This is a genomic window from Paraburkholderia sp. BL18I3N2, from assembly GCF_003001875.1.
GTDB lineage: Bacteria > Pseudomonadota > Gammaproteobacteria > Burkholderiales > Burkholderiaceae > Paraburkholderia > Paraburkholderia phytofirmans.
Map to the genome: position 1 here is coordinate 45,525 of NZ_PVNC01000010.1, position 18,958 is coordinate 64,482.

The window sequence follows — 18,958 nt, forward strand, 5'->3', positions numbered from 1 at the left end:
TCCCGCGCTCATGACGCCCAATTGCTGGAGCATCCGATGACCCATTTAACGTTGCAGGCCGTGACCCGGCGTTTCGGCGCGGCGCATGCCGTGGACAACGTCGATCTGAGCGTGCCCGACGGCAAGCTGGTGTGCTTCCTCGGCCCGTCCGGCTGCGGCAAGACCACGCTGCTGCGCATGATCGCCGGGCTGGAAACGCCGACCTCGGGCAGCATCCATTTTGCCGGGCGCGACATCACGCGTCTGCCGGCCAATCAGCGCGACTTCGGCATGGTGTTTCAGTCGCTCGCGCTGTTTCCGCACATGACGGTCGCGCAGAACATCGCGTATCCGCTGAAGTTGCGCAACACCGCGAAGGACCAGCAGACGCACCGCGTGGCCGAATTGCTCGAACTGATCCAGTTGCCGCACATGGCGAACCGCCCGGTCACGCAACTCTCCGGCGGCCAGCGCCAGCGCGTGGCGATTGCGCGCGCGATCGCGTCGCAACCGAAACTGCTGCTGCTCGACGAACCGCTCTCCGCGCTCGACGCCAAGCTGCGCGAGGCAATGCAAGTGGAAATCCGCCTGCTGCAGCAGCGCCTCGGCATCACGACGATCATGGTCACGCACGACCAGCGCGAAGCGATGACGATGGCCGACGAAATCGTCGTGATGGAGAAAGGCCGCATCGCGCAGGTCGGCAAGCCGCTCGATATCTATCGCGATCCGGTCAGCGAGTTCGTCGCCGACTTTATCGGCCTCGGCAATATCCTGCCGGTCACCTACGACGGCGCGGGCGGCGTGAGCCTGCCGGGCGGCCGGCGCATCAGCGTCGTGCAGCCGGCACGCGTGCCGGAGTCGAGCAGCGATATCCGCCTGCTGATCCGGCCGGAAGACGTGTGCGTGAAAGCGGCGTCCGACGCGGCGGGCCCGAACCGGCTGCTAGGCACCGTGACGTTTATCCGCGACGTGGGCGCGTCGCTCGAAGCGACCATCGATTGCGCCGGCTTCACGTTGACCGCCGCCACCACGCCGCGCGAAACGCCGGGGCTTGCGCTCGGCATGCCGGTGCTCGCGGAATTGCCGCCGCACGCTTGCAAACTGATTGCCGCGCGCGCCGCGCATTGAGCCGCTCGCCACTAGAACCCATTCCAACACCGACATTTTCGACAGAGGACAGACCATGAACCACCGCTCCGCTACCCCAACCCGCACCCGCCGCGTGTTCGCCACGCTCGCCGCGACGCTGGCCTTCACCGCTCTCGGCGCGCTGTGCGCGTTGCCGTCGGCCGCGCATGCGGACGCGCTCGACAATATCGCCAAGTCCGGCACGGTGCGCATCGGCGTGTTCGAGGACTATCCGCCGTTCGGCTCGATCGGTCCGGACATGAAGCCGATGGGCTACGACATCGACGTCGCCAACCTGATCGGCAAGGCGCTCAACGCCAAGGTCGAACTCGTGCAGGTGACGGGCGACAACCGCATGGCCTATCTCGCCGACCACAAGACGGACATGCTGCTGTCAGTCGGCCAGACGCCGGAACGCGAAAAGGTGATCGACTTCTCGCAGCCGTACGCGCCGTACTATCTCGCCGTGTTCGGCCCGAAGGCCCTGCCCGTGAAGAACGCCGCCGATCTCGCCGGCAAGTCGATTTCAGTCGCGCGCGGCACGCTGGAAGACCTGAGCGTGACCAAGATCGCACCGCCCACGGCGAACATCAAAAGATTCGACGATCCTAACGGCGCAATTTCGGCGTTTCTTTCTGGTCAGGTACAGTTGATGGTAGTCGGCAACGACGTCGGCGCCACGATTCTCGCGCGTCATCCCGCTAACGATCCCGAGCAGAAATTCTCGCTGTTCAGCTCGCCCGATCACGTCGGTTTGAACAAGAACGAGCCGCGTCTGAAGCAGAAGGTCGACGAAACGATTGCCAAGGCCCGCAAGGACGGCACCATGAACGCGATTTCGCAGAAGTGGCTGCGTGCGCCGCTGCCGGCCGACCTCTGAACCTTTTTTGCGCGGACCGCGAAGCGTGATCCGCGCCGGAGTTTGACCTCACGATGAGCGCCACGCCATGACCTATGCGTTCGACTTCAGCGGCTTCGGCCTTTATGCGGGGATGCTCGCGCGCGGCGTCGCCGTGACCTTGGGGCTGACGGCGGTCTCCACGGTGCTCGGTGGGATCGTCGGCATTGCCGGTGCGAGCGTGGCGGTGGCCGGGCCGAAATGGGCGCGCTGGGCGGTGGCGAGTTACGTGGAGCTGATCCGCAACACGCCGTTCATCGTGCAGTTGTTCTTCGTGTTCTTCGGCTTGCCGAGCCTCGGCATTCATATCGATGAAGTGCAGGCCGCGATTCTCGCCATGACCGTCAATCTCGGCGCTTACGCCATCGAGATCGTGCGCGCCGGCATCGACTCGATTTCGCGTGGCCAGGTGCAGGCGGCGCAGGCGCTCGGTCTGCACGGGCGGCAAGTGTTTCGCTTCATCGTGCTGCCGCAGGCTATCGCCAATGTGTTTCCCGCGCTGCTGAGCCAGGTGCTGATCGTCATGCTCGGCTCAGCGGTGGTCTCGCAGATCTCCGTGCCCGATCTTACCTACGCGGCCAACTTCATCCAGTCGCGCAACTTCCGCTCGTTCGAGAGCTACCTGATCATCACCGCGACGTATCTGGTGCTGTCGATCGCGCTGCGGCAAATCCTCAACCGGCTCGGCCGCGGTCTGTTCGCGGGCCGTGTGGCGCGCGGCAACGAGAGCGCGCCGCGTAACTGGCGCAACCGCCTGATGTGGCGCGGCGCCCGCACTCTGCCCACGGAGCGTTGATCATGGTCGAATTCACGCTGTGGGACATTGCCCGCAATCTGTTGCTCGCCGCGCGCTGGACGGTGCTGCTGTCGTTGATCGCGTTTATCGGCGGCGGTATCGTCGGGCTGATTCTGCTCGCGATGCGCGTGTCGCCGATCGCCTGGCTGCGGCGTATCGTCGTGGTCTATGTGGAGGTGTTTCAGGGCACGCCACTGCTGATGCAACTATTTCTGGCGTTTTTCGGCTTGCCGCTGCTCGGCGTCGATGTGTCGCCGTGGGTCGCCGCCACCGTCACGTTGACGCTCTACACGAGTGCGTACCTGGTCGATATCTGGCGCGGCTGTGTGGAAGCCGTGCCGCGCGGCCAGTGGTCTGCGGGCGCGAGCCTCGGCATGACGTTCGGCCAGCAGTTGCGTTACATCGTGTGGCCGCAGGCGCGCAAAATCGCGGTGGCGCCGACGGTCGGTTTTCTCGTGCAGGTGGTGAAAAGCACGGCGCTCGCGTCGATCATCGGCTTCACCGAATTGACCAAGACCGGCACCATGATCACCAACGCCGCCTTCCGCCCGTTCCCGATCTACGGCATGGTCGCGATGATTTACTTCGCGATGTGCTTCCCGCTGACGTGGTATGCGCGGGTGCTGGAGAAACGGCAGAAGGTAGGGCAACATCGTTGATGCCGCGCGCTCCAGCGCATGAATGAAAAAACGGCAACCGTGTGAAGCGGTTGCCGTTTTTTATTGCCAGCCTCGCAGAACTAGCGGGCCGCGTGCGTCGACTTGCGCAACTTCGCCACGTCGTCCGCCGTCACCGCCGGCGCGCCGTTGTTCCATCCGGCCCGCACGAAGGTGAGCACATCGGCAATCTGCTGGTCGTTTAGCACCGGCGCGTACTTCGGCATCGGATACGGCGCGGGAATGCCGCCGATCACCAGGTCCTCGGTGCCGTTCAGCGTCACGTTGATCAGCGACGACGGATCCTTCTCCAGCACGTTTGGATTGCCGGACAAGGGCGCGAGCATCGGCGCGAAGCCGCGTCCATCGACACCGTGGCAGTGCATGCAATACGCCGTATAAACGCGCGCGCCGGCATCGTTGGCGGGACGGTTCAGCGACACTTTCGTCGCCTGCGGATCGTACTTGTAAGGCGGCGCGCCGCTGCCCCCTGCCGGCGGCAGTGACTTCAGATACGTCGACATAGCGGCGATGTCCGTATCGTTCATGCCCTGCGTGCTGTTGTTGATCACGCTGGTCATCGAACCGAATGCCGACGCATGGCGATTCGCGCCGGTCTTCAGAAACGCCTGCAAGTCCTGATCGTTCCAGCGGCCCAGACCGACGTTCTGCTCGCCGGTGAGGTTCGCCGCGAACCAGCCGTCGAGCACGCCGCCGGTCAGGAACGCGCTGCCGTTTTCATCGAGCGCTTTTTCCTGGAACGCGATGCCACGCGGCGTATGGCACGATCCGCAGTGCCCGAGCCCCTGAATCAGATACGCGCCGCGATTCCACGCCACGTCCTTGCCCGGCTTGTCCTGATAGACGCCTTTATCGAGGAACACCATGTTCCAGAACTTCAACGGCCAGCGCATGTTCAACGGCCACTTGATGTCCGGCTCGCGATTCGCCTGCTGCACCGGCGCCACGCCGCTCATGAAATACGCGTACAGCGCTTTCATGTCGTCGTCGTTGACCTTGGCGTACGACGGATACGGCATCGCCGGATAGAGGTTGTGGCCGTCTTTCGCGACGCCTTCACGCATCGCCCGCGCAAAGTCCTCTTCTGTATAGCCGCCAATGCCGGTCTGCGGGTCCGGCGTGATGTTGGTGGTGTAGATCTGGCCCATCGGCGTAGTCATCGGCAGGCCGCCCGCGAACGGCTTGCCCTTGGGCGCCGTATGACAGGCGACGCAATCGCCGACCTTCGCCAGATAAGCGCCGCGTTGCACCAACGCCTGATCCGCCGCTCGCGCCGGAGTCTGCGCGAACAACGGCAGCGTCACGCACAACGCCGCGCCGAAACCCTTCAGAGTGTTTTTCATGTCGGGCTCCGCTCAGACGGTTTGCAGTTGGCTGCCGACCGGCAATTGCCGCAGCCGCTTGCCGGTGGCCGCGTAAATCGCGTTGGTCAGCGCGGGCGCGAGTGCCGCGGTCCCGGGTTCGCCGATGCCGCCGGGCGCCTCGCTGCTCTTCACGATATGCACCTCGATAGGCGGTGTCTGATCGATCCGCAGCATCCGGTAATCGGTGAAGTTGTTCTGCTCGACGCGGCCATCCTTGATCGTGATCTCGCTGTAGAGCGCCGCCGTGATGCCGAAGATGATGCCGCCCTGCACCTGCGCTTCGATCGTGTTCGGGTTGACCACCATGCCGCAATCGTCCGCGCAGACCACGTGCTTGACCGCCACCTCGCCCTGCTCCACCGCGACATCGACGACGATCGCGAAGAAGCTGCCGAACGCATGCATGACCGACACGCCGCGCCCCTGGCCCTTCGGCAGCGCGCTGCCCCAGTTCGCCGCTTGCGTGGCGACGTTGAGCACGTTCAGCGCGCGCGGCGTCTTGCCGAGCAGGTCCTGACGGTATTTGACGGGATCGACCTTGGCCTGCGCCGCGAGTTCGTCGATGAAACTCTCCACCACGAAGGTGCCGCGCGTCGGTCCCACGCCGCGCCAGAATGCGGTGGGCACCGCGTGCGGCTCCTGGCGAACGTAGTCGATCAACTGGTTGGGCAAGTCGTACGGCAAGTCCGACGCGACCTCGACCGCGTCCGGATCGATGCCGTTCTTGAACGCGGGCGGCGCGAACCGCGCCAGTATCGAGGAGCCGACAATCCGGTGCTGCCACGCGACCGGTTTGCCATTCGCATCGAGGCCGGCCGAAATCTTGTCGTAGTAATACGGGCGGTACATGTCGTGCTGAATGTCTTCTTCGCGCGTCCAGACCACTTTCACCGGCGTCGACACTTGCTTCGCGACCTTCACCGCTTGCGTGACCATGTCGAACTCGAGCCGCCGGCCGAAGCCGCCGCCGATCAGATGGTTGTGCACGACGATCTTGTCGGCGGGCAAACCCGTGACCGCCGCGGCGGCATCCACCACGCGCGTCGGCACCTGCGAGCCGAGCCAGACATCGCAACCGTCGGGGCGCACGTGCACGGTGCAGTTGATCGGCTCCATGGTGGCGTGCGCGAGGAACGGCTGCTGATACACGGCGTCGACGCGCGTCTTCGCATTGGAGAACGCATTGCCGACGTCGCCGTCCTTGCGCGCCACCGCGCCGTTGCGCTGCGAGGCATTGGCGAGATCGTCGACGATCTGCTTCATCGACAGGTTCGCGCCCGCCCCTTCGTTCCACTTGATGACGAGCGCCTGCACGCCGCGTTTGGCGGCCCAGGTGTGGTCGCCGATCACCGCGACCGCGTTGTCGATCTTGATGACCTGACGCACGCCGGGGATTTTCTTCGCGTTGGTGTCGTCGACGCTCGCGAGCGTGCCGCCGAACACCGGGCAGTTCGCAATCGCCGCGTAGACCATGTCGGGCACGCGCACGTCCAGCCCGAACATTGCGGTGCCGTCCACTTTCTCCGGCGAATCGAGGCGTTTGGCTGCCGTGCCGATCAGCTTGAAGTCCTTCGGGTCCTTCAATTTGACGTTCTGCGGCGCGGGCAGACCGGCGGCAGCGGTCACCAGTTCACCATAGCCGACACTGCGCTTGCTGGCCTCGTGAATCACCTGTCCGGCCTGCGCATGGCAGCTTGCCGGATCGACCTGCCATTGCTGCGCCGCCGCGCTGATCAGCATGGTGCGCGCGGTGGCGCCCGCTTTGCGCATCGGCTCCCACGCATAGCGGATCGAGGTCGAGCCGCCCGTGAGCTGGCCGCCGAGCAGCGGGTCCATGAAGAGCTTTTCGTTCGGCGGCGCGTGATCGATGGTGACCGCGTCGAGCGGCACTTCGAGTTCTTCGGCGATCAGCATCGGAATCGACGTATAGACGCCTTGGCCCATCTCGACCTTCGGAATCACGAGCGTGACCTTGCCCGCGGTGTCGATCTGAATGAACGCGTTCGGCGCGAACACGCCGCTTTGCGGCGCTTCGACACCGTCGCCGCCGATCACCGATTTGCCGGCCTTCTGATCCTGACTGGCAGCCGGCATGCTGAAGCCGAGCAACAGACCGCCGCCCGCTGCCGCGCCGACCGTCACGCCGAGTTTCAGAAAGCTGCGGCGTGACAAGCCACCTGCGGCGCGCGCACCAGCCTTCAACGCTTGCGCGCCGTTCTGTGAATCAAGCAAACCTTGGGACATATCAAGCCCCCTTGGCGGCTTGCTTGATTGCCGCGCGGATGCGGTTGTAGGTTCCGCAGCGGCAGATATTGCCGGCCATGGCCGCGTCGATGTCCGCATCGGTAGGATTGGGGTTGCCAGCCAGCAGCGACGCCGCCGACATGACCTGCCCCGACTGACAGTAGCCGCATTGCACCACGTCCAGTTGACGCCAGGCCTGCTGCACCTTTTGACCGGCCGGCGTGCTGCCCACCGCTTCGATCGTCGTAATCTTTTTATCGCCGACGGCCGCTGCCGGCAACACGCAGGAGCGCACTGCCACGCCGTCGAGGTGCACGGTGCACGCGCCGCATTGCGCGATGCCGCAACCGAACTTCGTGCCGGTCAGACCGACGATATCGCGCAGGACCCACAGAAGAGGCATGTCGGGCGGCGCGTCGACGGTGTGCGTCTGGCCATTGATATTCAGCGTTGTCATTGAGCGGCTCCGAGTGGGGATTATTGTTTAATCAGGCTGTTTAGACAGAGACGTCGAACCAAAACATAAGGACTCGTCGCGTTTATTCGACTGACTGGACTAATACGTGCAACGTTTTTCCGGTCGTCGAAAACGGCGATAAATGCACGGGCGCGACCGCGCCGATTCTGACCGGCGAATTGTAGACGCGACTTAAAAAGTTCGCTTCGTGGCTGCACACCGGTGGCCGGCTCAAAGCATTTTCGCGGATGGTGATCGCGCGCCTGAAAGCTGTTGTTAATCGTCGGGAGACGATCCGTACATCGGCCTGAACCGCCGGCCTTTATGCGACCAGTGAATCTTGTTGAATCAATAGCGGGCGATTTTGTTAGCATGGTCCGGTCTGACTGACTATCCGAAGGAGCAGCACACATGAACGACTCGCAATGCACTCAATTCCTCTCGGACATTCGCCGACCACTGTTGGCGCTACACAAAGCCATTCTCGACCACGAGCGTGCCGTGTATGAAAAGGAATTCGGCCCGGTCACGCCGGCGGCTTTTCTGCAGGTGCTCATCAACGGATCAGGATTCCGCTGGCTCGCGCCGCTCTCGACGGTCATTGCGAACGTCGACGAAATTCTCGACGATAAGGAAGCCGACGCCACTGACCGCACCGCTGCGGCCGAAGCGGTAACGGGACTCTTCTCGCCCGACCAGCCGAACAATGCTTTTCTGCCGCGTTATCTTCCGCTGTTGCAGGCCGATCCGGCAATCCTGCATCAGCATGGGCAGGTGTCGCAGCTGTTGCGCGGGATCGAATCGAAGTAGTCGGTTGTGCGCGGCTTCGTGTGCTCGCGCGGTGCGAGTTCGGGCCGCGCTTCGTTTGCGCGTTGGTTGCGCTTCGTTTGCGCGTTGGTGGCGATTTGTTGTCCGCATGATCGCGGGTGTGGCGCCTGGCGTTAAGCCCGCCTCGGCTCCCGAATTTCCTCACCGTGGAAAGCAAGCGTTTCGATCGATCGCGACTTGTCCGCTCGATCGCGGCATGCGTGCGTCGCCGAGCGATTACCAGGCTTTTCGAACACGCCCAACACAACGAGGCCTTATTTCAGGCCAATTCGTGCACGATTCGTAAGAGTGCGTGTTGCCGGCCCCACCCGTTTTCGATTGAAACGACTGCGCGACCGAGTCCTGGCTGAATTTGCCTGGTTTTGCTGAATAAAACAAAGGTGAGCTTCTGCGGGAGATGTTCAACGCGAGCTACGGAAAGCCGGTCAGCATGCTTCACGAAGCTTTGCTAAGGTAGGCAGACCTCCTCGCCACGCTCATCGCTATGCAAACCTGGCCGCTCCCCGAAAGCTATACCTTCCGCGATCAAGCCGTGCGTTTCAACGTGAGCGGCAATGGTCCGCCGCTGGTGCTGGTTCACGGCACACCGTTTTCTTCGTATGTGTGGCATCGCATTGCTCCGCACCTCGCCCAGACGCGCACGGTCTATTACTACGACCTGCTCGGCTACGGGCAATCCGAACAGCGCGATGACCAGGACGTCTCGCTCGGCGTGCAGAATGCTTTGCTGGCGGAATTGCTCGCGCATTGGCAACTGACAAGCCCGGACGTCATCGCACATGATTTTGGCGGCGCAACTTCATTGCGGGCGCATCTGATCGATGGCTGCGACTATCGAAGCCTCACGCTGATCGATCCGGTGGCGGTCGCGCCATGGGGATCGCCGTTCGTGCGGCATGTGCGCGAACACGGCGACGCGTTCGCCGGACTGCCGCCGTATATCCACGAAGCGGTGGTGAAAGCGTACGTGCGCGGCGCGATAGCGCGCGAGATTCCGGACGACGAACTCGCCCCCTATGTAAAGCCATGGCTCGGCGCAACCGGCCAGGCCGCGTTCTACCGGCAGATCGCGCAAATGGATCAGCGCTACACCGATGAGGTCGAAGCGCGCTATCCGCAGTTGCGCTGTCCGGTGCAGATCCTGTGGGGCGAAGAAGACCAGTGGATTCCACTGGCGCGCGGCCGGCAACTGGCCGCGGCCATACCGGAAGCGCGCTTTCAGGCAGTGCCGGAAGCCGGCCACCTGATGCAGGAAGATGCGCCGGAAGCGATCGTCGCCGCGGCGCTGCTGTGGCTGGATTGAAGCCGCGCGCCTAGCCGCGTCCTTGCGGCAGGTACGGCATCGGATCGATCGGTTTGCCGTCGCGGCGCAACTCGAAGCCCACGGAAACGCGCGAGTTGTTTTCGTCGCCCATCTCCGCGATCTGCTGTCCCTGCGCGACGATATCGCCGGTTTTGACCAGCAACTTGCGGTTGTGCGAATAGGCGGTCAGAAAGTCCTTGTTGTGCTGGACGATGATCAGACTGCCGTAGCTGTTCAGACCCGTGCCGGCATACATCACCTTGCCGTCGGCCGCGGCGCGTACCGGATCGCCCGGCTTGCCACCGATTTCGATGCCGCGTGTTTCGCCCGGCTGGAATCCTTCGACCACACGTCCGCCCGCCGGCCACGCCAGCGCCACGCCGTTCGCGTGCCGCGCCGTTTGGTGCGCCACTTCGCGTGCTTCGGCAGCACTAAGCGCTGGCGACTGCGCGGACTGCACCGATTGCACCGATTGCGCGGCCTGCACGGATTGCGACGGTGACTGCGTAGTACCCGACGCGGTTGCCGGCGCCGCCGCCTGCCGCGCCGCGACCGACGCGGATGCCGCCGCGGCTTTCGCTGCCGCATTGGCCGCGTTCACCGCCCGCACCGTTTCCGGCGACGCGACGTGCAAGACCTGGCCCAACTTCAAGCGCGAGGACGCCTTCAATCCATTCCAGGTTTGCAACTGCTTTACGCTGCAATGATGATGCTGCGCGATGCGCGCCAGGCTGTCGCCACGTTTGACGCGATACACCAGCGGCGGCGATTTCTTGAGCAGCGCGCTCTGGTCGGCGCTGATGCCGGGCGGTACAGCCGCCGTCGCATCGGATGCAGGCGCGCTAGCCGCCGGCACACCGGACGCAGGCGCCGCGCCCGCTGCCGCGCCTGTCTGGGCGCCCTGCTGTCCCACGTTCGCACAACCGCCGACCGCCAGCGCGACCCATACGCCAGCCAGACTGGCCATCATTGTTCTGTCGAAGCGCTTTCCCATCTTGTTCGACTCCTGCCTCGTTCATTGGCGAGCCGGATGCCGCCTTGCCGCAAGCGACGCGCACGCCCGCACGGCGCGCTGCTTTCCCTGCGACACGGCAAAGCCGCTCTGCGGCGCTCACCCATGCCTTTGCCGACCAACCCAACCCCTCGCCTTCACAAGCTGCCGGATGCCGCCAGAACAGCCGATCTTCCGCGAAAAGGGCCAGATTGCCGATTAAAATTCAAGCGGAATTGTAAAGTGCGTTTTAACAAAACGCGTCAACCCACATACTTTGATACAAACCTTACGCAGCGTATTGCGGTCATCGTTGCGCACGCAACGTGTACGGCAACGGCGCGTGCCCGTCAGGCATCCGCGTGACCGCCGCAAGTCCGGGTGTTGTCGGACCGCTTTTCGTGCGCCGCTGGCGAATCGGGTGCGGGTTTGCAAGTCATGTAACAGCGCACCTATGGCGACGTCTCGGCAAGCGCACGATAACGTTTGCATTAACGGCAGAGTGGCATGGAAACTTGAGACGCCAGCGGTGGCCGCGGTGAGCGGCGAGCAGGAATCGTGTCAGCGCGCGGAAGGAGCGGAGTCCGTCCGACTCGATGGGATGCGGCTAGCTATAGTACTTCCGGTGGTATTTCACGTAGCCCACCGCTGTAAGCCGGCAGCGGCGCGATACCATTTGAGAAGACCACGGCGCGCGAGTTCATCGTGCGACATCAGGAGGAAACACGATGACCGAGGCGGCACAAGCCCAGGTAATCAGCGTTCACATCGCGCGCGACTGGCGCGAGGTTTACGCTTTCACTTCGGATCCGGCGGCATTTCCCGAGTGGGCATCGGGACTCGGCCGCCCATTGGGCCATGACGGTGCTGTATGGCGCTTCGAAGGCAGCGAAGGCGCGACGACCGTGCGCTTCTCCGCGCCGAACGAGTACGGCGTGCTCGATCACTTCGTGCTTTTGCCCGACGGCAACGAGATCTATATACCGCTGCGGGTGATCGCGAACGGCAGTGGCTGCGATGTCCAATTCACGCTGTTTCGCTTGCACGGCATGACTGACGAGAAATTCGCCGCCGACGCGCAATGGGTCGAGCGGGATCTGCGTAAGCTGAAGACGTTGGTCGAAGAGCGGGATTGACGTGCATGCGTGGCCTCGACGGTTTTGTCCACGCTTCCTGCGCATGACCACCGTGCATTAAAAAACCGACGCCCTTAACCGGAGAGCGTCGGTTTCTTCAAACGCCTGCACCTGGCGTCTGCTACGAAGCGCCAGAAATACAGCAACGGTTCAACGCAGCGCTTTCACCGCATCCGCCGTGACATGGGCAGGCTGACCGCCCCACGTCGCGCGCAGATAATTGGCGAGTTGTGCGAGTTCCGCATCGCTGAGCTGCGTGGCGAAGCCGGACATCTCCTGCATCCGTTCGAGGCCCGGAATATCCTGCGCGCCGTTGCCGTCGAGCATCGCCGCGATCAGATTGTGAGCATCGCTTTGACGCAGCGTCGAATTGCCGTGCATCGGCACCGCGGCATGCGGCTTGCCTTCGCCGTGCAGACCATGACAGCCCGCGCACACGGCGAGATACACGTTGCGCCCTGCTTCGAGCTGAGCGGCATCCGCGGAAAGCGACTGCGGCGACTGCAGCTGTTGCGGCGCGGGCGCCCGGTCGCCGAGCAGATAGGTCGACACGGCGCGCAAGTCGTCGTGCGTCAGGTATTGGCTGCTCAGATGCACCACCGGGTACATTTCGCCGAATGCCGAGCCCTGCGGCGCGATGCCGGTGGCGAAGAAGGTTTGCAGATCGGCGGCGGTCCAGCCGCGCGCCGCGAGGCCGTGCGGCGTGATATCCGGCGCCGCGACCCGACCGGGCGCCGCGCCGGTCAGCGGCTTCGCGCCGTCGAGCTGGCCGAACGTGCCGCGCGGCGTATGACACTCGGCGCAATGGCCGAGCGCGCTCGCCAGATAGCGGCCGCGATTCCACTCCGCGGTCTGTCCCGTCGACGCATCCGGCAACGCGTCTTCCAGGAACACCCAGTTCCAGAAACGCACGCCGAAACGCAGGTTGAACGGGAACGACAGGTCGGGCTCGTGGTTCGCCACCGCAGCCGGCTTCTGCGCCATCAGGCACGCGTAGATCGCATCGCTGTCCGCGCGCGACAACTGACGGTACGACGTGTACGGCATAGCCGGATAGCGTTGCTTGTCCGGCGTGACGCCGTCGTGCAGCGCCTTGTACAGATCGTCCGCGCTCCAGTTGCCGATGCCGTGGTCCTTGTCCGGCGTGATGTTGGTGCCGTAGAAGGTGCCGAACGGCGAAGCCAGCTTCACGCCGCCCGCAAACGGCGCGCCGTCGGCCGTAGTGTGACAGGCGGCGCAGTCGGCGGCTTTGACGAGGTAGCGACCGCGCGCGAGCGGATCGGCGGCGGTGGATTGCGGTCCCTATGCGGCGGCCGGGGCCAGCGCGCCGGTGTCGTCGTGCTTGCCGTCGCACGCGCTCAGCGTGAGCATCGTACCGAGCAGCAATAGCGGTTTTCGGCGTTTTTTTGACCTTTAATCAGCATGCCGAACTAAGCGCGCACAATGCTAATGCCCAAGGCTTCGAACGGCGAGGTCAACGCCTCATCCGTGTTCCGTTCGACGACGATCGTACTGGCCGCTGTGACGTCCGCGATCTTGTACGCCGAGGCCGCATTGAGTTTTTCCGCCGACGCCAGCACCACCGTCTCCGCCGCGTGTTCGGCAAACGCGCGTTTCACGTAGGCCTCTTCCCTGTCGCCGGTACTCAGACCCGCTTGCGGATGCACGCCGGTCACGCCCATGAAATACAGGTCCGCGCGAATGTGGCTGAGCGTTTCGATGGCCGCGGCGCCGACGTTGACCATCGAGTGCCGAAACAGGCGGCCACCGATCATGACGACCTCGAGCTCGGCATGCTCCGCGAGTTCGACGGCGACGCTCGGGCTATGCGTGACGATCGTCGCGCGCAAGTCACGCGGCAGATGACGCGCCAACTGCACGGCCGTCGTGCCACCGTCGACGAACGCAATCTGGCCGTGCGCGATCATGCCCGCCGCCGCCCGCCCGATCGCCGCCTTCGACGCTGATTCGATCCGCTCGCGCCCGGCAAAATCCGCCGCTGCCGGCGATGCCGGCAGTGCGCCGCCATGGACGCGCTGAAGCTGGCCTTCGGCGGCGAGTTCGCGCAGATCGCGGCGAATCGTGTCCTCGGAGACTTCGAATTCAGCGCTCAAGCTTTTGGCGATCACTTGCCCGTTGCGCTTGAGCGCGTCGAGTATCAGCTGCTTTCTTTGCGATGTGAGCACGGCGACGGTCCTGGGCGAGTTTCACGGGAATGCACGAAATTACTTGTTTTTGCACGATATCGCACGATACCATGATTCGCATGCGGAGCGAACCGCGTTTCTACGAGACAGGATGCGAGCCATGAACGAAATCGCCGAAAGGGTCAGGATTGTCGACGTCGAGGTGCTGTCAGACGACTGGTACGTGTTGAAAAAAACCACCTTCGACTACCGGCGCGCCGACGGCAGTTGGCAGCGGCAGAGCCGCGAAACCTACGACCGCGGCAACGGCGCGACGCTGCTGCTTTACGAACCGCACCGGCGCACGGTCGTGCTGACGCGACAGTTCCGGCTGCCGGCGTTCGTCAACGGTCATCACGGCATGCTGATCGAAACGCCGGCCGGGCTGCTGGAGACCGCGTCGCCGGAACAGCGGATTCGCGCCGAAGTCGAGGAAGAAACCGGCTACCGCGTGCACGACGTCCGCAAGGTCTTCGAGGCCTTCATGAGTCCGGGTTCGGTCACGGAGAAACTGCACTTTTTCGTCGCCGAATACGATGCGGTGGCGAAAGTCGGCGCGGGCGGCGGCCTCGCCGACGAAGGCGAAGACATCGAGGTGCTGGAACTGCCGGTGGACGAAGCGCTGGCGATGATCGAGCGCGGTGAAATCGTCGACGGAAAAACCATCATGCTGTTGCAGTACGCCAGGCTGAATCTGTTCCGCACATAGCTGGAACGTGGCGACTTTCCGCGCTTTTCGGATTCATCCTACCGGGCATTAGGAAAAGGACGATAGGTTGGACCCGGCAATGAAAATATTCTTACGCATCCCATTGAGGTCGAGCGGCGCCGCAGTCACGGCAGCGCCGGTTTACCGAATGGAAACCCTTCCCGTCAGAATATTTTTGATTCGCCGCTTTTATCAAGGCGGCGCATAAAGCCGAGGTCGAATGGATTCTCTCAGTTCAGCAAGCCGATTCATGAGCGGTTTTTTCTTCGGCACTCTGATTGCCGCCGTCATCATGGTGTTCTTGTGCAATGCCGGCGAGTTTTCGCCGTTTATGGCCAAACTGCATGCGCTGGAACAGGTTATCGTGACCGCGCTGATTTCCATAGTGATCGTCGACGCTAAGCCGCTGGCCTATAAGACCGTGTGGCGCGAGCGCCGCTGCAGTTTCGTCCTCGATGAAGATATCAACGCCACCCTTCGCGGCCGGACCTTCGGCATTCCGTTCGGCGTGATCGTCGGCATTCTGTTTCAGAACTACGTGATGAATTGAGCGTTAATCCGGTTTAATACGTTGCTCGATATTCATCATCTTCAAGTCGCGCGCCTTGTGATAATCCGTTATCCGAGGCGCGCGGTTCGTTTACCTCTTCCCTTTTCCCGACGCGGAATAATCCGCTGCCGATCAATGCCCGCTGCGTTCGCTGTCCAGATGCGCCATCTGCACTTCGTTGTAGCGTGAGCCGGCCACGGCTTCAGGCGGAATCGCCGCTTCGATGCGCGCCAGTTCATCGGCGCCCAGTTTCAACCCGGCGGCGGCGAGCGCATCCGTCAACTGGCCGCGGCGCCGTGCGCCGACCAGCGGCACGATGTCGTCGCCGCGTGACAGTGCCCAGGCGATTGCCAGTTGCGCCGGATTGGTGCCGCGCGCCTCGGCGATCCCGCGCAACGTTTCGACCAGCGCCAGGTTGCGCTCGAGGTTCTCACCCTGAAAGCGCGGACTCACGCTGCGAAAATCGTTTTGCGCGCCACGCTCTTTCGACCACGCGCCGCTCAGCAAACCACGCGACAACACGCCGTACGCCGTGATGCCGATGCCGAGTTCACGGCACACCGGCAGGATTTCGGCCTCGATCCCACGCGACATCAGCGAGTATTCGATCTGCAGATCGGCAATCGGCGCGACGGCCCGCGCCCGGCGCAGCGTGTGCGCACCGACTTCCGACAAACCGATCTGGCGCACGTAGCCTTCCTTCACCAGATCCGCGATGGCGCCGACGGTCTCCTCGACCGGCACCGCCGGGTCGAGTCGCGCGGGACGGTAAATGTCGATATAGTCGGTGCCGAGCCGCCGCAGCGTGTACGCGAGGAAATTGCGCACCGCCACCGGCCGCGCGTCGAAGCCAATCCAGCCGCCGGCCGGATCACGCATTCCGCCGAATTTCACGCTGACCACCACGTTCTCGCGCTGACGCCCTTGCAGCGCATCGCGGATCAGCATTTCGTTGTGGCCCATGCCGTAGAAGTCGCCGGTGTCGAGCAGCGTGATGCCGGCGTCGAGCGCGGCGTGAATCGTGGCGATGCCTTCGTCGCGGTCGGCCGGACCGTACAGATCGGACATACCCATGCAGCCGAGGCCGATGGCGGAAACTCGCGGGCCTTGCTGGCCCAGTTGACGTGTGTTCATTGCGTGCGTTCCTGAAGTCGTTTGATCGCATTGAGGATGACGGCGAACCGGCCTGCCTGAAGCCGCGCTTGAAGCCGGTTTGCCCAAGTCTGAACGGCATTCTGCGCTTGACCGGTGTAGCGATAAAGGCGCGGCGCTCGATCAGATTGGTCGAAAACGGTTAACAATCCGCACAATGGAAACCCCACCGAAACCAGCCCGAGCGGGCTCAGACGGAGAGCATCGTCGATGGATCACTTGCAGGCCATGAAAGTCTTCGCGCGCGTCGCGCAACTCGGCAGCTTCACCAAAGCCGCCGAGCAGATGCAACTGCCGCGCCCCACCGTCAGTAACGCGATCCAATACCTGGAAGGCCATCTGCGCGTGCGGCTGCTTCAGCGCACCACGCGGCGCGTCGCACTCACGCCTGAAGGCGCCGCCTATCACGAGCGGTGCGTCCAGGTGCTGGCCGATATCGACGACGCCGAGGCGCTCTTCGCCGATGTCGCCGCCGGCCCGCGCGGCGTGGTCCGCGTCGACTTGCCGGAGCGGCTGGCGCTGCACGCGGTGATTCCCGCACTGCCGGACTTCTTCGCGCGCTATCCGGACATTCGCGTCGTGCTGAGCGCGACCGACCGCATGATCGATCTGATCGAGGACGGCGTCGATTGCGCGGTGCGGGTCGGCAGCATGGGCGACACGACGCTGGTCGCGCGGCGCATCGGCGAGTTCGAGCAGATCAATTGCGCGTCGCGCGGCTACATCGAGAAACATGGCCTGCCGCGCACGCCCGCCGATCTGGACGACCATGTCGCCGTCGGCTTTTTCTCGAGCCGCAGCGGACGCGATCTCGACTGGGAATATCTGGAGCAAGGCGAACTGAAGACCGTGGCGATGCGCAGCGCCGTCTCCGTCAACAGCGCGCATGCCTACATCGGCTGTTGCCTCGCCGGTCTCGGCATGATTCAGGGGCCGGTCGGCAGCGTGGATGCGCAGCTGTTCGAGAGCGGGGAACTCGTCGAAGTGCTGACGGACTGGAAAGCGCCGCCGCTGCCGGTGTCGGTGGTGTTTCCGCACGGCCGGCATCTGGCGCCGCGCGTGCGGATTTTCGTCGACTGGGTGGCGGAGTTGATCGGCAAGCGAGCGCATGCCGCGGCAGCGCCCAAAAACAGACGGCCGCGCGGCACGGCTAAGTAAGGTGGAGTCAGAACTTATGCCGGATCGCCGCGCGCACCACGACCTGCTTCGAGGTCGATGACGGCGACTGCGTGCCGACGTTGAAGGCATCGTCCAGAATCGAATAGGTCGAGTCGCCGGTCACCTGCTGATACTCGCCCTGAATGTAGACGTCGGTGCGTTTGGACAGGTTGTAATCCGCCATCAGGCCGAACGAGTGAATTTTCGGCTTCACGCCGCCGCTCGAGGCGTCGTAGGTTTCCATCGTGTACACGTACTGTGCGCCGACGAACAGCATCGGCGAAATCTGATACTTGCCGTTCACCTCGAAGTTCTGATACTTCAGCGAGTTCAGCAATACGCCCGGCGGCACGAGCGGCGTCACGCCGAGATAGCCGTTGCCGGTCGGGTCCAGATAATTCGAATTGGTATAGACGAAGCCGGCCGTCGCCGGACCGAACGTGTACATGATGCCGCCGCCGAACACGCGCATGCGGGCGGCGATGAAGCTCGCGTCGTTCGCCGTGATCGCACCGTTCGCCCCATTACCGGGATTGTCGGCCTGCAGATACGCCGCGGCCACCAGCAGTCCGCCATAGGAATACTGGCCGCCGAAACTGTACGCGCGATTGTTGGCGAAGTTGGTGTCGTTGCTGAAGCTATAAACGCCGCCGAACTGGAAGCCGGACAGCGACGGACTCGTGTACTTGACCGAGTTGTCGAGCCTGAACGAGTTGTCGGTATTGTCGTTGTCGTACGGGTGCGAGAAGAGAGAGCCGGCCCAGTTGCCGTTCGCCGTGGTCTGGGCCAGATAGTCCACCACAGAATCGTACTGGCGGCCGAACGTCAACGTTCCGAACTGATTCGCGCTCAAGCCGACGAAGGCCTGACGGCCGAACATGCGGCCGCCCTGATTGAGCCGCCCTGAACTCAGGTCGAAACCATTTTCCAACTGGAAGATCGCCTTCAGGCCGCCGCCCAGTTCCTCGGCGCCTTTCAGCCCCCAGCGGCTGCCTTGCGCATAGCCGCTCGCCAGCTCATAGACATGGCCGCGGCCGACATTGTTGGTGTAGTTGATGCCTTCGTCGAGCACGCCATACAGCGTGACGCTCGTCTGCGCCAGGGCGGGCGCGGCGAAAGCGGCGGACATAGCGGTGGAGACAGCTAGCGCGAACACTTGCTTGTTCATGACGATCTCCCTGCACTCGAGCAATGGGACAACTCGATCCGGCCGCTTTGTTCTTTGCGCCTCACAAGGTGCTGCACCCGCCTTGGCGCGCTTTACAGAAATCCTCACACGCCGTTAGGCCGTCGTCCATTGGGTGTCGTGTCGATATCCGAAAACGTTGCGAAATCTCCACTTGGTGCGATGGGCCCTTTTGTCGCGGCGCTCATTCAGGTAAGCGGCGCAGCACCACGC

The 18,958-nt window shown here is 63.4% G+C and carries 17 protein-coding genes and 1 pseudogene; 10 read left to right on the forward strand and 8 right to left on the reverse strand.

Annotation, left to right across the window (positions count from 1 at the left end):
• The first annotated feature begins 36 nt into the window (after window positions 1–36).
• From B0G75_RS24365 to B0G75_RS24380, 4 genes are all read left to right on the forward strand, one after another.
• Complete coding sequence (locus tag B0G75_RS24365; RefSeq protein WP_106311506.1) at window positions 37–1,110, forward strand: ABC transporter ATP-binding protein; 1,074 nt, start codon at window positions 37–39, stop codon at window positions 1,108–1,110.
• Window positions 1,111–1,165: 55 nt separating this feature from the next.
• A complete protein-coding gene (locus B0G75_RS24370) occupies window positions 1,166–1,990 on the forward strand; it encodes a transporter substrate-binding domain-containing protein (RefSeq protein ID WP_106311923.1) in 825 nt (274 codons plus the stop codon).
• A 67-nt stretch (window positions 1,991–2,057) separates the two neighbouring features.
• A complete protein-coding gene (locus B0G75_RS24375) occupies window positions 2,058–2,804 on the forward strand; it encodes an amino acid ABC transporter permease (protein ID WP_106311509.1) in 747 nt (248 codons plus the stop codon).
• 2 nt (window positions 2,805–2,806) lie between these two features.
• Complete coding sequence (locus tag B0G75_RS24380) at window positions 2,807–3,463, forward strand: amino acid ABC transporter permease (protein ID WP_106311512.1); 657 nt, start codon at window positions 2,807–2,809, stop codon at window positions 3,461–3,463.
• Window positions 3,464–3,543: 80 nt separating this feature from the next.
• Here B0G75_RS24380 and B0G75_RS24385 read toward each other — a convergent pair whose 3' ends face one another.
• From B0G75_RS24385 to B0G75_RS24395, 3 genes are read right to left on the reverse strand one after another with little or no spacing between them, the layout of a single operon-like run.
• Window positions 3,544–4,824 carry a cytochrome c gene (locus B0G75_RS24385; protein WP_106311515.1) on the reverse strand — a complete coding sequence of 427 codons (1,281 nt, stop codon included), beginning with the start codon at window positions 4,822–4,824 and terminating at the stop codon, window positions 3,544–3,546.
• A 12-nt stretch (window positions 4,825–4,836) separates the two neighbouring features.
• Window positions 4,837–7,089 (reverse strand): xanthine dehydrogenase family protein molybdopterin-binding subunit, encoded by a 2,253-nt coding sequence (locus tag B0G75_RS24390; RefSeq protein ID WP_106311518.1) that lies wholly within the window; start codon window positions 7,087–7,089, stop codon window positions 4,837–4,839.
• A gap of 1 nt (window position 7,090) precedes the next feature.
• Window positions 7,091–7,546 (reverse strand): (2Fe-2S)-binding protein, encoded by a 456-nt coding sequence (locus B0G75_RS24395; protein ID WP_106280786.1) that lies wholly within the window; start codon window positions 7,544–7,546, stop codon window positions 7,091–7,093.
• Between the two features lie 411 nt (window positions 7,547–7,957).
• Between B0G75_RS24395 and B0G75_RS24400 the strand changes: the two genes are divergently transcribed.
• Complete coding sequence (locus tag B0G75_RS24400; RefSeq protein WP_106311521.1) at window positions 7,958–8,356, forward strand: hypothetical protein; 399 nt, start codon at window positions 7,958–7,960, stop codon at window positions 8,354–8,356.
• Window positions 8,357–8,858: 502 nt separating this feature from the next.
• Entirely contained in the window at window positions 8,859–9,677 is an 819-nt protein-coding gene (locus tag B0G75_RS24405) for an alpha/beta fold hydrolase (protein ID WP_106311524.1), read from the forward strand.
• A 10-nt stretch (window positions 9,678–9,687) separates the two neighbouring features.
• Here B0G75_RS24405 and B0G75_RS24410 read toward each other — a convergent pair whose 3' ends face one another.
• Window positions 9,688–10,671 (reverse strand): M23 family metallopeptidase, encoded by a 984-nt coding sequence (locus B0G75_RS24410; protein WP_106311527.1) that lies wholly within the window; start codon window positions 10,669–10,671, stop codon window positions 9,688–9,690.
• A gap of 725 nt (window positions 10,672–11,396) precedes the next feature.
• Here B0G75_RS24410 and B0G75_RS24415 point away from each other — a divergent pair.
• Window positions 11,397–11,804 carry a polyketide cyclase gene (locus tag B0G75_RS24415; protein WP_106311530.1) on the forward strand — a complete coding sequence of 136 codons (408 nt, stop codon included), beginning with the start codon at window positions 11,397–11,399 and terminating at the stop codon, window positions 11,802–11,804.
• A 150-nt stretch (window positions 11,805–11,954) separates the two neighbouring features.
• Here the strand turns inward: B0G75_RS24415 and B0G75_RS24420 are convergent.
• Window positions 11,955–13,175, reverse strand: a pseudogene (locus tag B0G75_RS24420) (c-type cytochrome).
• A 59-nt stretch (window positions 13,176–13,234) separates the two neighbouring features.
• Window positions 13,235–13,990 carry a DeoR/GlpR family DNA-binding transcription regulator gene (locus B0G75_RS24425; protein WP_106311533.1) on the reverse strand — a complete coding sequence of 252 codons (756 nt, stop codon included), beginning with the start codon at window positions 13,988–13,990 and terminating at the stop codon, window positions 13,235–13,237.
• Between the two features lie 121 nt (window positions 13,991–14,111).
• On the opposite strand from B0G75_RS24425, the gene B0G75_RS24430 reads away from it, so the two are divergent.
• Together B0G75_RS24430 and B0G75_RS24435 are read left to right on the forward strand one after the other, a co-directional pair.
• A complete protein-coding gene (locus tag B0G75_RS24430) occupies window positions 14,112–14,699 on the forward strand; it encodes an NUDIX domain-containing protein (protein ID WP_106311536.1) in 588 nt (195 codons plus the stop codon).
• Window positions 14,700–14,919: 220 nt separating this feature from the next.
• Window positions 14,920–15,249 (forward strand): hypothetical protein, encoded by a 330-nt coding sequence (locus tag B0G75_RS24435; protein WP_106311539.1) that lies wholly within the window; start codon window positions 14,920–14,922, stop codon window positions 15,247–15,249.
• A 132-nt stretch (window positions 15,250–15,381) separates the two neighbouring features.
• On the opposite strand, the gene B0G75_RS24440 is transcribed toward B0G75_RS24435, so the two are convergent.
• Window positions 15,382–16,383 (reverse strand): aldo/keto reductase, encoded by a 1,002-nt coding sequence (locus B0G75_RS24440; protein ID WP_106311543.1) that lies wholly within the window; start codon window positions 16,381–16,383, stop codon window positions 15,382–15,384.
• A 228-nt stretch (window positions 16,384–16,611) separates the two neighbouring features.
• On the opposite strand from B0G75_RS24440, the gene B0G75_RS24445 reads away from it, so the two are divergent.
• Window positions 16,612–17,559 (forward strand): LysR family transcriptional regulator, encoded by a 948-nt coding sequence (locus B0G75_RS24445; RefSeq protein ID WP_106311546.1) that lies wholly within the window; start codon window positions 16,612–16,614, stop codon window positions 17,557–17,559.
• Between the two features lie 7 nt (window positions 17,560–17,566).
• Here B0G75_RS24445 and B0G75_RS24450 read toward each other — a convergent pair whose 3' ends face one another.
• Window positions 17,567–18,727, reverse strand: coding sequence for a porin (locus B0G75_RS24450; RefSeq protein WP_106311549.1), 1,161 nt, complete (start codon window positions 18,725–18,727; stop codon window positions 17,567–17,569).
• Window positions 18,728–18,958 lie beyond the last annotated feature (231 nt).